This is a genomic window from Candidatus Rokuibacteriota bacterium, from assembly GCA_016209385.1.
GTDB lineage: Bacteria > Methylomirabilota > Methylomirabilia > Rokubacteriales > CSP1-6 > JACQWB01.
On sequence record JACQWB010000239.1, the window covers coordinates 1 to 15,439 of the forward strand.

The 15,439-nt window shown below is 65.0% G+C and carries 10 protein-coding genes and 1 tRNA gene; 2 read left to right on the top strand and 9 right to left on the bottom strand.

Annotated elements, in window-relative coordinates:
• The 8 genes from HY726_17850 to HY726_17885 form a co-directional block, all read right to left on the bottom strand.
• Positions 1-278, bottom strand: a 278-nt coding sequence (locus tag HY726_17850) for an ATP-dependent Clp protease proteolytic subunit (protein MBI4610859.1), incomplete at its 3' end; no start/stop codon positions are given.
• A gap of 37 nt (positions 279-315) precedes the next feature.
• Positions 316-1,686, bottom strand: a complete 1,371-nt coding sequence (tig, locus tag HY726_17855; GenBank protein MBI4610860.1) for a trigger factor — start codon at positions 1,684-1,686, stop codon at positions 316-318.
• A 64-nt stretch (positions 1,687-1,750) separates the two neighbouring features.
• Positions 1,751-1,837: transfer RNA gene (locus HY726_17860), tRNA-Leu, on the bottom strand.
• Between the two features lie 241 nt (positions 1,838-2,078).
• Complete coding sequence (locus HY726_17865; GenBank protein MBI4610861.1) at positions 2,079-2,597, bottom strand: superoxide dismutase family protein; 519 nt, start codon at positions 2,595-2,597, stop codon at positions 2,079-2,081.
• Between the two features lie 64 nt (positions 2,598-2,661).
• A complete protein-coding gene (locus tag HY726_17870) occupies positions 2,662-4,263 on the bottom strand; it encodes a HAMP domain-containing protein (GenBank protein ID MBI4610862.1) in 1,602 nt (533 codons plus the stop codon).
• Between the two features lie 24 nt (positions 4,264-4,287).
• A complete protein-coding gene (locus HY726_17875; protein MBI4610863.1) occupies positions 4,288-4,569 on the bottom strand; it encodes a hypothetical protein in 282 nt (93 codons plus the stop codon).
• 384 nt (positions 4,570-4,953) lie between these two features.
• On the bottom strand, positions 4,954-7,131 hold the full coding sequence (locus HY726_17880; GenBank protein ID MBI4610864.1) for a CHASE2 domain-containing protein: 2,178 nt from the start codon (positions 7,129-7,131) through the stop codon (positions 4,954-4,956).
• Positions 7,132-7,151: 20 nt separating this feature from the next.
• Positions 7,152-7,454, bottom strand: coding sequence for a hypothetical protein (locus HY726_17885; GenBank protein MBI4610865.1), 303 nt, complete (start codon positions 7,452-7,454; stop codon positions 7,152-7,154).
• 1,195 nt (positions 7,455-8,649) lie between these two features.
• Here HY726_17885 and HY726_17890 point away from each other — a divergent pair.
• Positions 8,650-9,132, top strand: coding sequence for a hypothetical protein (locus HY726_17890; protein MBI4610866.1), 483 nt, complete (start codon positions 8,650-8,652; stop codon positions 9,130-9,132).
• A 333-nt stretch (positions 9,133-9,465) separates the two neighbouring features.
• Here the strand turns inward: HY726_17890 and HY726_17895 are convergent, their stop codons facing one another.
• On the bottom strand, positions 9,466-12,861 hold the full coding sequence (locus HY726_17895; GenBank protein ID MBI4610867.1) for an AAA family ATPase: 3,396 nt from the start codon (positions 12,859-12,861) through the stop codon (positions 9,466-9,468).
• Positions 12,862-13,695: 834 nt separating this feature from the next.
• Here HY726_17895 and HY726_17900 point away from each other — a divergent pair.
• Positions 13,696-15,228 (top strand): DNA-processing protein DprA, encoded by a 1,533-nt coding sequence (locus HY726_17900; protein MBI4610868.1) that lies wholly within the window; start codon positions 13,696-13,698, stop codon positions 15,226-15,228.
• The last annotated feature ends 211 nt before the right edge of the window (positions 15,229-15,439 follow it).

The following is a 15,439-nucleotide window of genomic DNA, read 5'->3' on the forward strand; positions in this document are numbered from 1 at the left end:
ATGCAGATCGTGGAGATGGAGGGCTTCACGTACTGCATGGTGTCGTAGATCGCCATCCCCGCGGTAACCGCGCCGCCCGGGGAGTTGATGTAGAGGAAGATGTCCTTGTCGGGATCCTCGGCCTCGAGGAACAGCATCTGAGCGATGACCAGGTTGGCCAGCTCGTCCTCGATGAAGGTCGGGAGGAAAATGATCCGCTCCTTCAGGAGACGGGAAAAGATGTCGAACGCCCGCTCCCCGCGGGGGGTCTGCTCGACCACGATCGGAACCAGGGCCATGGGTGCCTTCCTTTGTCTGGACACGTCCTCGCGTCCCCTAGGATACATCAATAGTGGCGTGCTCGATCAAAAAGTCAAGGACCCGGGCCTCCCGCAGGGCCAGGCGAAGGCTGTCCAGGTCGCCGCTCTGCTCCATCAGCCGACGCACGGCCGGGGCCGGGCGCTTGGTCGCCGCGGCAACCCGTTCCACCTCGCGCGTGACGTCGTCGTCCGATGGGTTCAGGCCTTCGCGCTCGGCGATCGCCTCGAGCAGGAGCGCGCGCCTCACGGCCTTTTCCGCCCCCGGCCGGAGCTCCGACGCCAGCTTCTCGTAGTCCCACGGGATCTTGTCGGGGTCCACCCCCTGCCGCCGGATCCGCTCGCGGGTGTGCCCGATCGCGTGGCCCATCTGGCGGAGCACCATCGCCTCGGGCACCTGGAAGGCGTGCCCGGCGAGCAGGACCTCCACGACCCCCTCCTCCAGAGCGCGACGGTTCTCCCGCTCGCGCTGGGCTTCCAGCTCTTTCCTCACCGCGGCGCGCAGGGCTGCCAGATCCTCATACTCGCCGAGGCCCCGCGCGAACTCGTCGTCCAGCGCGGCGAGCACCTTCTCCTTGACCTCCACCGCCTTAACCCGGGCCGTCCCGGCCCTGCCCCGGAGCTCCTCGCGCGGGTGATCCTCGGGGAAGCGCACCGGGACCTCGCGCTCCTCGCCGGGCGGGAGACCGGTCACCGCCGCGTCGATTTCCGGAAGCACCGACTGAGAGCCGACGAGGAAGGCGTACCCCCGCTCGCTCCGCGGCTCCATCGCGTCAGGCAGGAGCGTGTAGTCCACGATGACCAGGTCGCCGTGCGTGGCCGCCCGCTCCACGCTCCGGAACTCGGCGTGGTGCTCCCGCAGGTGCCCGAGCGCTTGCTCCACCTCCGCGTCGGTCACCGGGGTCGGCGCCTGCTGCACCCGGAGACCCCGGTACGTCCCGAGGGTGATGGCGGGCTTGATCTCGACGACCGCAGTGAACTTGAGGGGGATCCCCTCCTCGAGAGTCACGTCCTGGAGCTCGGGCTCCTCCACCGGCAACAGGCCGGCCTCCGCCAGCGCCCGGCGGTAGACCTCGGGGATCAGCCGGTTAGCGACCTCGCGACGCACCTCGTCGGCGAAGTGGAGCTTCACCAGAGTGCGGGGCACGTGCCCTTTCCTGAACCCCGGCAGGCGGGCCTGGCGCTGGACACGCCCGTACGCCTCCTCCCAGGCCTGCCGGACGAGGTCCTCCGGGGCCTCGACCTGCAGCCGCCGCTTGCACGCCTCGAGCTCTTCGACCGCGACTTTCATCTCACCGATGTAGTTCGAGCGTGGCGGGTTCGGCCATGCCGCAGGCAGGCCACCCACCGCGCGAGGCCCGATGTGTTCGAGCGTGGCGGGTTCGGCCATGCCGCAGGCAGGCCACCCGCCGCGCGAGGCCCGATGTAGCCGTCAAGAGCTCCCTCATGTCAGCTGGTGCGAGAGGGGGGAGTCGAACCCCCAGGGGTTTTCACCCACTGGATCCTAAGTCCAGCGCGTCTGCCAGTTCCGCCACTCTCGCACGCCGAAACCGCCGGCCCGCACGGCACGCCTCCACCCCGCATGCGAAACGCGCGCCGCTCGAGCTTGGCTGGCTGCCTGGGATGCCCATGGGTCGAACCGCGACGCCCGAAAAGCAGGACGAACGGTGGAGGGTCTGACCTTCAACCGTGCAAACGACGAGGTCAGTCCAGGCAACCCGAATTCTACCCGACAAGCGCGATGCTCGCAAGAACCCGGGACTCGCCCGACTCGCCCACCGCCTACTTCGTGATGACGCCGCACGCGATACGCCCGCCGGCGTTCCCGGTGGGGTCCGTCCGCTCGTCGTCCACGTCGGCGTGGATCACGAGCGCTGTGCCGCCCGGGTGAAAGAGGGAGTGCGTCCCCGCCCCGAGCGTCACGTGCGGCGCCACGACCTCGAACTTCGCCGTCCCGTCCGGCCAGACCACCATGTTCGGCAGGTCCCCCGCGTGGGGCCCCTCCGGGCTCCTGAGCCCGTGCTTCTTGCCGTGCGGGTTGAAGTGGCCGCCCGCCGACGTGAAGCCCGGCGGGTCACACTTGCCGACCGCGTGGATGTGGAACCCCCGGGGGCCGAACGGGAGGCCGAACACCTCCACCGCGATCTTGACGCCCTGCGCCTCCTCCGTGAGCGTCGCCCGACCGACGACCTTTCCCTCCGGGTTGCGCAGCTCGGCCTTCGCAGTCTGGGCGGCAGCCGCGCCGCAGGCCACCAGACCGAACAGGAGCAATCCCCCGAAAACGACCGCCGTGTACTTCATCTGTTCCCCCTCCTCTCGACCCTGCCTGCGGGACTCGACGGGTCACGGTGCAGCGATTGCACCTTCACGCGACGACCTTCGAGTAGACCCCCGGCGGCACCAGGCGGAAGACCCGCACCGGTTCGGTGACGTTCTTCAGCCGGTGCTCGCCCGTGTCCTCGAGGACATACTGGCCCTTGATCCGCTCGGCCGTCTCGGGCCCGACCATGATCTCCCCGCCCTTGGCCAGGGCGGCGACCCGCGCGGCCAGGTTCGTCGTGGAGCCCGACGCGGTGAAGGTCCAGCGGCCACCGCCCGCCGCGTCGAGCTTCGTCGCGCCGACGAGCGCCGGGCCGCTGTTGATCCCCACGTGAATCGTGATCGGCGGGTACACGCCCTCGAACTCGCGGTTCAGCTCGGCCAGCTTCACCTGGATCTGGAAGGCCGAGGCGGCGGCGTTCTGGGCGTGCCGCGTGAGGCTGCCCTCGCTCTGGAAGATCACCATCAGGCCGTCGCCCGCCGTCTCGTTGACGTCGCCCTGGTTCGCCCGGATGATCGCGAGGAAGCTGGAGAAGTAATCCTGGATCAGCCGGTTGAGCCGCTGCGGCGGAAGCTGCTCCGAGAGCTTGGTATAGCCCTCGATGTCCAGGAACAGCACCGAGACGTCCGCCTCCCGCTTCTCCAGCTCCCGCGCCTCCGGGTCCTTCTCGAGCAGGCGCTTCACCGACTCGGGGACGAACTTGGAGAGCTCCCCTTTGACCTGCTCGAGCAGCTCCACCTTCCGCATCGACTCCTTGAGGCTCTGGAGCGCCTCCGCCAGCTCGGCGTTGCGCGCCTCCAGGTCATCGTGGGCCGTCTTCAGGCGGTCTGCCATGTCGTTGATGACCCGGCCAAGCTCCCCGATCTCGTCCCGACTCCGCACGCTCACGCGCGCCCCGAAGTCGCCGCTGCCGATCCGGCGCGCGGCGGCCGCGACCCGCGCAATGGGTTGGAGGACCACGCGGCCCATGAACACGACGAGGGCTCCGGTCACCCCCAGGATCGTGAGGAGCGCGACGCCGATCTGGCGGTTCCGGGCCGCCCGGAGCGCCGCGTCCAGCTTGTCGAGCCCGAGGCTGACCCGGAGCACCCCACGGACCTGGTGGTCCTGGCCGTGGCACCCCTGGCAGTCCTCCAGGTTCCGCAGCGGCCGGAAGAGCGTCAGCATGCGGCCGCCGTCCACCATCTCGTAGGCCTCCTGGGGCACCATGGTCTCTACCGCGCGGGTGAAGAGCGGGTGGCTGATCCGCATCCCCGGCTCCCGGCGCATCTTCGAGATGCGCGCAACCACGTCCGGCCCGATGCCGCCCAGGCGGCTCACCTCGTTCACCGTCTCGAGGTCGGTGAACGCCTCGACGCCGTTCCGGCGGTACACGTCGAGCTGGCGTACGTCCTTCAGCTCGCTCTTCAGCTCGTGGACGAGCCGCCGGATGATGTCCGGGCGCCCCTCGAGCATGCCGTTCTCGATGCTGCGGTGGATCGACCCGGCCAGGAGGCGCGCCGTCTCCTGGTTCCCGGCAACCAGCAGCTCCGCTTCCCGCCGGATGTTCAGGATCACGAGGACGCCGAACCCGAGGACGAGGATGGCGAGGATCAGCGAGAGGACCTTGGCCCGGAGGTGATGCCGAAGGAGGTCGGGCAGAGCCATTCGCCGCCTCACCCGCCGAGGACCCTACCAGGGGCCCGGCGCGGGTGTCAAGGCGCGCGCGGGTCCGCTGAGCGCCACGAACAGCAACCCGACCGTCGAAGACTTTACCTTCCTCGAGGGCAGCAGCCCAGCGAGGCTCAGCTTTGCCGTGGACTCGCTGACCGTGACATCCGGCGCGTCGCCGGTACGGGTGGTAGTCGTGCTGGCCGTCTCCTCTTTCTTCGTTTCGTCGAGTTTCTTATCCTCGAACGCGATGATGAATGCCTCGGTCGGCTTGCGGGTCGTGATCGTCGTCTGCCGCCGCACGGACCACCGAGGCCTCGGGGGTCGTCAGCACCCTGGCGAGGGCCGTCGCAGCAGCCACCCCGGCATTGCCCGCCTGCCTCCTGGTCTCCGCCGGAGGTTCGGTTGGCTGGAGCGGCCACTTGAGCCCGTGGACGACATGCTCGAAGGGCGGGTTCAGAGGGGCTAACCGGGCATATTGCCGGTGAGGCTCAGGCTCAGCCCCGGCCCGACCGCTACCGGCGCGGCCGCCTGCGAAGGAAAAGGAAGACGTCGATGACGCCTCGGAGGACGCAGAGGTTCGTTACTAGGCTCGCGGGGGCCTGGTTCGCCTGCATCCCCCTTGAATCTTTGCGCTTCCACGGCCCGGCGCCGTGAGGCCACGCGGAGGCGCCGGGCGGTGCCAATTCACGCCTCGGGGGCCGGGGCCCCACGCCCGGACACCAACTCAGCGATCGCCGCCTGATCGGCGGGCTTGATCTCGAGGAAGCGGAACCCGGCCCGATCCTCGACGCTCCAGGAGACTTCCCCCTTGACGTCTACCGGCTGCGGGAGGGCGGGGAGCTCGAGGCGGATGTCGACGACCTGCCCCTCGGCGAACTGCTTGGGCAGCCCCCGCGCCGCCATGCCGCTCAGGCTCAGGTCACTGACCGATGCGAGGACGGAGATCTCGCCGTCGGAGATGGTGACCGAGGTGTCCATCGGGAGCCGGAGTTCCCGGCGAGCGTCCGCCTCGGCGACTTCGTAGATCTTGACCGGGATCTCCTTCCCCTTCACCCTCACCTCGCCGAGGTAGCGCGTGACGAACTGGCCCTGAACCTCCTGGTAGGTGGACTCGCTGATGACGATGGAGACCTTGAAGTCCTTGGTGACGCTCTCCAGCCGGGAGCCCAGGTTGATCGCGTCCCCGATGGCCGTGTACTCGAGCCGTTGCTCCGCCCCGATGGTCCCCACGACGGCGTCGCCGGTGTTGACGCCGACCCCGCAGCGGAGGTCGCCGCCGTACTTGGCATGAAAGCGGGCGGCGAGCGGGCGCAGGCGCTGCTGGAACTCGAGGGCGGTCCGCACGGCGCGCTCCGCGTGGTCGGGCTGGTAGAAGGGCACGTTGTAGAGGGCCATGATGGCGTCGCCGATGTACTTGTCCACGGTCCCGCCGTGCTTGAACACTGCCTCGGTCATCTCCGTGAGATACTCGCGAAGGAACGTCACGACCTCCTCCGGGGCCATCTTCTCCGACATGGAGGTAAACCCCCGGATGTCCGAGAAGAGGACCGTCATCCGCCGCCGCGTGCTCCCCAGGTTCACGTCGTCCTTGTGCCGGACGATCTCCTTGACCACGGCCGGCGAGAAGAAGCGCGAGAGCCGGCGCTTCTCGCGCTGCTCCTGAATGAAGTTCTCCACGACCGTGGCGACGTAGCCGATCAGCAGGCTCGCCGGGACCGGCGCGACATCGAGCCAGAGACGCCCCCACACGAACGCGGCGAACCCGACACCGGCGGACAGTGAGCCAGCGACGACGACGACGCCGAGGGCGTGGAGGGGACGCATCCGGTTCGTGATCCAGACGGCCAGGACGCCGCCGGCCAGGGCGAGCAGGCCCTTGAGCGGCCACGGGACCCGCTGGATCGGGATCCCCTGGAAGAGCGTCTCGAGGACGTTGGCGTGGATCTCCACCCCGGGCATGTTGCCCTGGGTCGCGAACGGGGTGGGGAAGACGTCGTGGAGCACCGGGCTGGTCGCCCCGACGAGGACGATTCTCCCCGTGAAGACCTGCGGCCCGACCTCGCCGTTGAGGATGCGGTAGTAGGGGACCGTGGGGAAGGTCCGCGGGCCGCCCCGGTAGTTGATCAGGAAGCTCGACCCCCCGAACGGCCGCGACGGCATCCCCGCTTTCACCGCGAGCCGGTAGAGATGGAGGTCGAAGTGGGAGAGCTCCTGGCCCTGATAGATCTGGCTCAGGTGGGCCCACCGGACGAAGGCGTCGTCGTCCGGATAGAAGTTGACAGGGCCGAAGCCGGCCGCTCCCCGGCGGATGGATGGGAGGGGCGGGTTGAGATCCACCTTGCTGTAGAAGCTCTCGCGTACCACGGTCATGGCCCCCGGCAGGACGACGTTGCCCACGCGCGCCACGGCCTCGGCGAGCGCCACGTCGTCGTCGGGCCCGAACGACGACGGCTCGGCGAACAGCAGGTCGAGGCCGATCACGGCTGGCCGCCCCCGGCTGACGATGTCCAGGAACTCGGCGTGGAGCGCCCGCGGCCAGGGCCAGGGCAGGTTCAGTTCGTCGAAGGAGTCCTCGTCGATGGAGACGATGACGATCGGAGTCTGCGGCGGGCGGGGACCCCGGAGGTGGAACTGCATGTTGAGGCCCCACCGTTCCACGCCCTCCAGGAAGCCCAACACCGAGGCCAGCGCGATGGCGAGACCGAGCGCGAGCCCGCGGAACCAGAGGCGTGCGGTGCTACCCTGGAGTGAGAGCCGGATCGCCTTCCCGTACCGCCGCGCTCGGCGGCGCAGGAGGTGTTCGAGCCCGGCTCGGCGCCTGCGCTGTCTGCCAGGCCCCGCGGAGAGGTCAAGTCTCGGCATCGGCCTGGGTGGACGGGGCGTCAGCGCTGCCGGAGCGCGTTGCTGATGCCGCGCGACTGGATGCCGCTGAAGACATCGTAGTCGAGGTCAGGCCGTCGACGGGGACTCCGGATGGTCTCTCGAACCAGCGCGTCCAATCGCTCCTGTGCCTCGATCTCGCTGATCGCCTGGGCGGTGTCCGCGCGAACGGCCTCGGTAGCGGGCAACGGAAGGATGCGCGCTGCCGTGGCGGGCGGCTTCAGCTCAAGCTCCAGCGACGCCGACGGCTCCTCCGCCCGCGCCACCACCAGCGCGGCCACGAGCAGAGCGAGCACAGCCGCCAAGGCACCAAACGGAACTCGTCCGACGCCGGTCCTCCGTCGACGGCAGGCACCCACGTTCTCGCGATCCCTCACTGTCACCAGAAACCCCGCCGAGCGTCGGGTCAGCACCCGAAACCTCCCTAACAGTAGGCTACCACGGTTCGGACCGAACGGCCCCATCAGACATGGAGGGGCTACCCGGGGCGCGATGGCACTCGGCGCACCAGTATTGGAGGCAAACTGGCACGACGATTCATCACACCTGATGGGAGGGGCTTCGCGGCGTCAGGATGAGTCGGCGTGAGCAGAAGCTAAGGGCGGCCACGAGGCCGCCCGCCACGAGGGGAAAATCTTGGTGAGCCGTGGAGGAGTCGAACCTCCAACCTACTGATTAAGAGTCCCGATCAGGCACCAACCGAGAATCCCTCAGAGGACCTAACTACGCAAGAACCCAAGCATCAGAGCTGAACGATGGTGCCCCTGCTTTCTCCCGGTACGGGGTGTTTTGGTAGCAGAGTGGTAGCAGATCATTGGGGGATCCCAGCGCAACGGATGGCTCGCCTAACCTGGTAAGGCAATGGACTTGAAATCCCTCCAGCGGCACTTTTCGTCGTCTTAGACCGTCTCATGTGATCTCACTCCGTCGCAGAAAATTTCTCACAATGACGCGGTCATAGCCGGCCGGGGCCGTTGAGATGGACGCTGACCGGGACATACCGACGGGGCGGACGGAGTGACGCCTGTATATTAGTTTAGCACCTGCGAAACTGCGGCCCGAAAGGCCCAGGCGGGATTATTCCTTTGTGGAGCCCATCTTGAAGAAATGAGACACGCTAGAAACGGCCTGTAAGCCGGTTGGAGAAAGGGGAAGAACGGTTCGATTTACCAACGAGTTTTGCGCTTGAGGCTACGCACGTCAAGGCTGTCGCTATAATCTCGATCACCTGAGTCCGTGTAGGCGGGTTCTAAGTCAAACGTGCATATCTCTTTGACGCGGCCCAGCTTTTGCGCCGTTCGCTTCGAGGCCTACAGTCTTCAGCATATATGCCGGAATTCTGCTGTACGGCGACCTGGTCTCGGACTATGCTTGGACAGCCCCAGAGGTCGCCCATGAAGTTTTACGACCCCGAATGGTCCGTGCGTCACCCCTTGCCGATAGAGGGCACATCGTTTTTCAGGGCGAGACACTAGCGAAACTGAGGACAGGATAAGCGCCTTGTGGAAGGACATCGTACTGTGGGCGAGCATCGCCCTGAACGTGCTTTTGAGCCTTGCGCTCTACTTTCGGACAGCGATTAATCAGATCGTCATTTCCTTTTACTCAGAGCGACGCGAGCGCAAGGAAAAACAAAGGAAGATCCTCTCTGAATTGAATGAGCGAATGTTTGCATTTCCGGTTCAGTACCTTTCGACGATTCTTGGGATGAGCGTTCTCGTAGAGAACCTTCGTGGCCAGCTAAGGCCGGAACAAGTGGCCATGGCCGAAAAACTGCAGAAGGCCGACGCGGTGCAGGATACGGTGAACTTTCTTCTACGGCATAGTGCTGATTTCCCTCAGCAGATACGGGTACTCATTGATGAACTCCACGAAAACATGGTGCTGAGATCGCGAGAGCAAGAGGTGATTCTAGAGAGGTCCGAGGCGGTAAAGGCAATCGCCAATCGGATTAGAGAGGAGATCAGGCTGGTATTGAAGTAGTGTTGGTCTTAGACATCGTTCCGTGTGCGACGTCCTTCCGAGCGCGGGGCTCATTCTGCTGGGTCGAGGATGCTGGCTAAGTGCCTGAAAGGGAAAAAGCACGAGAGAAGGCCCCTAAGCCGGCACGTAATTTCATCCCGGTTTCCCGGCTCCGCAGTTGGGAGTCGATGCGAATCAACGACCTGCTGATTTACGAACTCCGACCAGACGCTACCTGAGCATAGCGAGGACCACCTGTCCGCGCAATGACGCGAGGCTCTGGGGCAGCCAATGATGCGCCTGGTTTCTCCAGGCCCGCGGCCAGTCGAGGGTTAGGAGTGACCAGCGGGTGGGCTACCCGCTCTCAGTCCTAGTGTCGTTTACACCAGACACTAGCCTTTGAACGTCAATCCCGAGCGTGCGCGCAATGCCTTCAGCACCCGTCCTGGCAGGTGAGCTTGGATCGATCTTCAGCAACACGGACTCCACCCGTTGCCGCAGGGTTGTCTTGGAAGCTCTCGGGCATCTGTCTAGAATCCCGGGGCTTTTTCTCAAAAGGCGGTCAAGCCAAGCCACTTCTGCTGCTTCCAGCCGCTCCAGGATATCCTTCCCCAACTGTCGCACAACTTCATCAGCCCTTTCGTCCAGGAGGCCAGACTCTATCAGCTGAGACCCGTATAGCATCAAAGCTGGCAACAGCGTCCTTTCTGAACGCGCTAAGACTACATCGCGAAGATCTCGCAAGAATGTCTCCTGCAACTCCTGCTGCAACGCCAGCGGGAGCCGGGACCAGTCGCGTTGAAATCTTGCAGGAGGATTTCCCCCTTCCAACGAGTTCTTCGCATGTCCAATTAGCGCGTCTGCGAAGGCTTCCGTTAGACCAAGCGGCGCACCATCCTCCAGCAACCACAGGAGCAGTTCAAGAAGCGACCCTTCCTGAGCTAGGGCGTCCACCCAAACGGATTCTGTAATCTCTTGAAGTTCAGATGCCAAGTAGGCCTTAACTTCCTTTGCCTCCTCTTCCGAACCGGCTGACCCTGCAAGTCTATAGAGTGCGGCTAAATCCGCCGAGAATTCATGTCCCTTCAGCCTCGATAAGAGCTCTCCCCTGCTCACCAGGTTTCGAACCAGTGCGTGCAATGTGGTAACGTTCAGGGCGCTCGCTAGCCGAGGGTAGTGAGAAATTAGCAAATCTGCAGTTAGCGTCGCATGTGCGTCATCTCGTGTAGCAATCACCTCTAGCGTCGCGGCGAGAAAAGGAGCCGCCACGGATGCCGTATGCGCCGCGAGGAGCGTAGGCACCTTGTCCATTTTCAACGCTAACTCCGCCATATCCCGGACAACGTCCCCGTATTCTCCGGGTGACTGCAATATGGCCCTGTACGCGTTTTGCCCTGCGCCAGAGTTCCCGATTGCCGCCCGCTGGTCACCTGACGGCGCACTTTCAAGAATCGGTAACATGCAGACGGCAATCGCAGTCCTTTGCCTTTCTGCGTTAGCCTGGTGTAGGTGATGCATCAAGTGCCCTTCTGTAGCCAGTTGTTTCAGTATGTCTTGCGCCTCAGTGACTTTAGCATGCCACGCCAGGTATAGCAGCGCCAATACGCAGCCGAGTACTTCGCCAACGCGTAAGACGGTTCCTCCCCGCAGTCGCTGATTTGCGGTGTTAAACAATTCATGCCAGCGCCATCCGTTTTCGATTTCAGCCATGACCCAAACCACGTTGGCATGGCGCACATCAAAGTGTCCCGCGGCACACCGTCGTACGAGTTCGGCAACAATCTGCTCTCGCGTTGCCTTCGGCCGATAATACCGCTGAACCTTTTGCGCTCCGACTTCCTGCAGCGCGGTGGCGACCTCGATATACTCGTTCGCCCCACCCGGCACGGCAAAATGTGCGTTAACCAACTCCTCTCCGACAGTTGTACTTATGCCTGTGACTACCGGAAGCGTTGCCCCGACCCACTGCTTCGCTGCTACGGCAACAGCAGTCTCATCAGGGTGCTCGACAGCCGGCAAGGCGTTGGATAGGCTACTCAAGACTCGTTCTGCAAGCCTCTCCTTTTCGGTTCCTATCGCGTGACGAACTATCTCGAAAATTCCATTGCCCACCAACTCACCACCCATGGGCCATTGTTTCACCGATCCGACACCCATCTTAAGCCAGCGCCACACTTGGGCTAATTGTAAACTGCTCGACGACTCGATACCGCTAACAGCGAGCGCTGTCGCTGCCAACGCGACCGGCTCCTTCTCAGCCCATCCCAGGTGATGTTCTTCAAGCACCTGCTCACATACCGTCATAAAGCCAGGAACAAATAGAAGTTTTCGAAGAGGCTCACTTTCACCCTTAACCAATGCATCTTCAACCTGCCGTTTAATCAACACTTCTAGAGCCTTATCCGGAGGCGCATTGAAATGTAGCGCCGCCAGGTACCTTCTCCATTCTGGCTCACCAATAAGCGCGAGGACTGCGGGTTCGAGGAAGTCTTCCTTCGTCAACCCACTTACGGACTCCTTCAGAGAATCCGCGTACACCGCATACAGGGCTTGCATCACTAGCGGTATTTCGTCGCCCCACTGGCGATGTAGTGCCCCCACGGAGTTAACAAACAACTTGATACTACGTGGGCTCGGCGTACCTTCCGGCGGAATACCTTTCAGACGATACAAGCGGTAAATCGTATCGAACTCTTCACGATGATGCTCAGCAGGAAACGCCGCTGCGAGTTGGTCGCAAAGGAACTTTCTCCAATCTGACAGCACGAGTGGAGGCACTCGGAAAGTCATTTGAAATGTCTTATCCAGGAAGACTGCTGCGGCATCCTCAGCAGCACTCTCGAGCCGTTGCTCCAACAGGGTACGAATCCCCTTGGGGTCAAATGGGACTACAAGCCATAGATTCGATGTGCGTGAGTGTTCTTGCTCACCCGTCTCCGTCTCGAAAAAAGTACGCATTGTCGCCCAAATGGACAATGCTTGGTGGCCATCGAGACGGTCTATGTTGTCCATCACCACGACAAGGCGTCGCTTAGGATGGCTCAGCGCTTCCCCCATCACGCTAGAGAAAAGAGACCGAAATTCGATTGACGTTGGATCCGGAGACCGCACGGTGCTGGATTGACGCGTCTCCCGAGTTTTCTGAACGAGCAACGAGACCACACCATCTTTTGGCCGGTAGAATAGCCAGGACGCAAGCGCCACAAGAATGGGGGACAGTGCTAAGAACAGACCCCATACCCACAATCGAACACCCAGGAACTGGTCTGGCTGACCCGCCTTGCTGAAGAGCGTATAGCCAATGGGAACAAGCAAAGCGGAAGCCGCAACGAGCTTCCCGGGAACAGTAAGTATAGGCTCTGAAGTAGTTTGGTTGTCCTCCCTACGTCGGGTTAGAAGGTCAAGCTCGTCTTTCCATCGCTCTCGTTTCGTCCATCCCTGATTAACCAGAAAGGTTACCAAGCTTTCGAGAAAAGCCCGCCGCAGTGGATCTCCCTGGTGAGCCCATGCATCAGAGACAAAGACCGCAATCTCGGACGACGCTCTTTCGGCACGAGCAAGGCTTTGGAGCAATCGGACGACGGTCGATTTCCCGCTCCCGTACGGACCTGCTAAACCAATAGACCTCCCGCCAGCGTCTTCGCGGATTAGGTGGGCGATCGCCTTGGCAATCCGCTGATGTGAGCCGAACGCATCTTCTCCGGCCGGGTCATCTGGCAGAAGTGTCGTTGAGCAGATGCCTTTCGTCATCTTAAATTTATTTAACGTTGCTCGTTTGCGGCAAGCGAACCCAGGCCCACGGACGCATCCTTCCAAGACTCTTTACAAAAACTGAGTCAGCTTTCCGGGCCTCCCGGAAGTGCTCTGGCACGTGTCGGCATTTTACCCTGGGATGCCGAGCTAGGATAGGCTTTTAGTCGATTACGTTTTTATGGACCCGGGGTGATGCGGTGGGGTTATGGCGGGGCCGGCGGCGTGCAAGAGCTGCGCGCACGCCTTGGCCCCGTCAGAGCGCGAGCCTGAGCGACGCGGAGACGGTGAGCCCGGGGTGATGCGCTAGGTATGAGGCGGGGCCGGCGCCTTGCAGAGAAACGGCGCAAGGCTTGGCCCCGGTTGAGCGCGAGTCGTCCTTGAGGCCCACCCGCACGACCCTTGGTCGACCGAGTTCCTCATGCTCCTCACCTCCTGTTCCCCGCGCCTTCGCGCGGGGGAGTTGCGGCTTCGCTGCCGCTCGCCTGGGGCTCCCTTCGGTCGCCGTAAAGACATGGCGCTATCGCGCCATGTGGCCCTGCGGGCCACGCCCCCACCCACCCGCCCCATAAGGAAATCGAAACTAGAATTTTTCGCCCGCCCGGCCGCAGGTCGCCCGAGTCTACCGCCCCTTCCGCCCCCGTCAACCCCGGAGGCTTCGCGCGCCGCGTGAGCATAAACGGCCGCCGCCCCTGTGGGCGAAGCCCACTGGGGTCCCCTCCAGTTATCCCTCCCGCGGCGCGGCCTCCGGCCCTGCGGCCGGGCGGCGCTCGGGCCGCCGCGGGTCGGGGGGAAAAATTCTCACACTCACACCCAGCACAGGAGGTGTTGGCAATGGCGCGAGATGGTTTCATGGCGGTAGTAGGGGCTCGGGCGCTCCCAGAGGCCTGGGCTCCTCAGGTGGCGGAGGTGGTCCGGTTCTTCCTCCGCCGGGGCTGGGGGATCGGATCGGGTGGGGCCAGGGGCGCGGATGAGTACGCGCTTCGCGCGGTGCTCGCCGCCGGGCGGGCAGCGTGCTCATGCTCGGTGGTCTTGCTGCCCGGCTCGCTGGCCGAGGCGCGGGGCGGGCTCGTTCGCGTGTTCGTCCGGCGGGGTGGGCGCGTGGTGGAAGGCTCCGGCTCCGGGCGCGCCGCGCTCCTCGCGCGCTCGCGGCGGCTGGCGCGGGAGTCGGCGGGAGTGGTCGCCTTCCTCTACGGGCCCTCGCCGGGGTCGGTGTTCACGGCGCGCGAGGCGATCAGGGCGGGGAAGCCGGTGGCGGTTGTCGTTGCTGGCGGCGGCGCGGCGCTGGCGCACTTCTCCGGCGGCCGTTGGGAGGCGTGCGCGCTCGGTCCTGTGGCGGCCTTCCGCTGGGTGGCGGAGGCCTCGGAGGAGGCTGAGCCGAAGCCCACGGCGCTGGCCCGGATCTTCGTCGTCCCTGAGGGCGAGCCCGTGCATGAGTTGCTCGCCCATATCTCGGGCCTCAGCCAGGGCGAGAGGCTCTGGTTCGAGCAGGGCGTCCTGATCGGGGACACGGTGCTGGCGCCGCACGAGTCTTGCTCCGACGGCAAGCCCGCGCGCCTCGCCGTCGATCGCGTGATGCGACGCCTTCGCTGCACGGCGCGGGAGGCGTGGGAGCTGGGCGAGCTGCTCCTGGCCCTCGAGGCGGGCCCCGAGGTCATGGCCCACTACGAGGCCGAGGCCCGGTCGCGGGGCATCGGGGCCGTCCTCCAGGAGCTCTACTGGCTCGTGGTTGACCTGGCGCGGGCTGAGGAGGTCTCTGAAGCAGATGCCCTTGCCCACGCCGAGCCGCTGAACGGCCGCGCCGAGTGGGTGACGACGGAGGGCGTGCTCCCGCTCGATCCCGCGGCGTCAGAGGACGAGCCGGGCTTCAGCCCGGAGGCCTGGCACCGGCTGGGCTCGATCCATCGCGAGGTGATCCGCTGTCCGGGCTGCGGGCTCAGCTACAAGGCCGACGACGACGCGGGCGAGCTGCCCGCGTGCCCGCGCTGCGGCGTGGCCGACACATGGGAGGCGCGGCAGGATCCTGGCTTCCGCGCGCTGATCGCGGAGATCGAGGCCTGCCCGTCACTGCGGGAGCTGGCCACCCTGGGCAAGCGGCTCTACGCGCTCCGGCTCTCCGACGACCAGGCCGGCGTCGCCTGGAGCCACTACCAGATCCGGAAGGCGAAGCTCGAGGCCGGGCTCAGGCTCGGCCTGCTGGCGAGCGCTGTGCTGCTGGACGTGAACGAGGCGCACCCCCGCGTGCTCCGGCGCTACGCCGCCTGGCTCTACCACCGGCAGCGCGCCAAAGGCTCCACGCTCTGCGCGCCCGAGTGGCGGAGGATCTGGCAGGCCTACCAGGCGCGGCGGGCCGTCTGGGCCGCTTGAGGCCCTGGCGGCTCCGCCGCCATCCCACCCTCCCACCCCGCAGCGGTGAGGCAGAGCTCGGCGCCGCCTGCCGGCGACAGAGCGCGAGCCCCGGCTGAGGCGCGAGGTCGGCGCTCGCAACAAGCCGTGCAAGGGCTCGCGCACGCCTCGGCCCCGACCGAGCGCCGCGGCCATCCCCCCGAAGAGCGCCGGCGCCCGCGGCGTGCAGGGC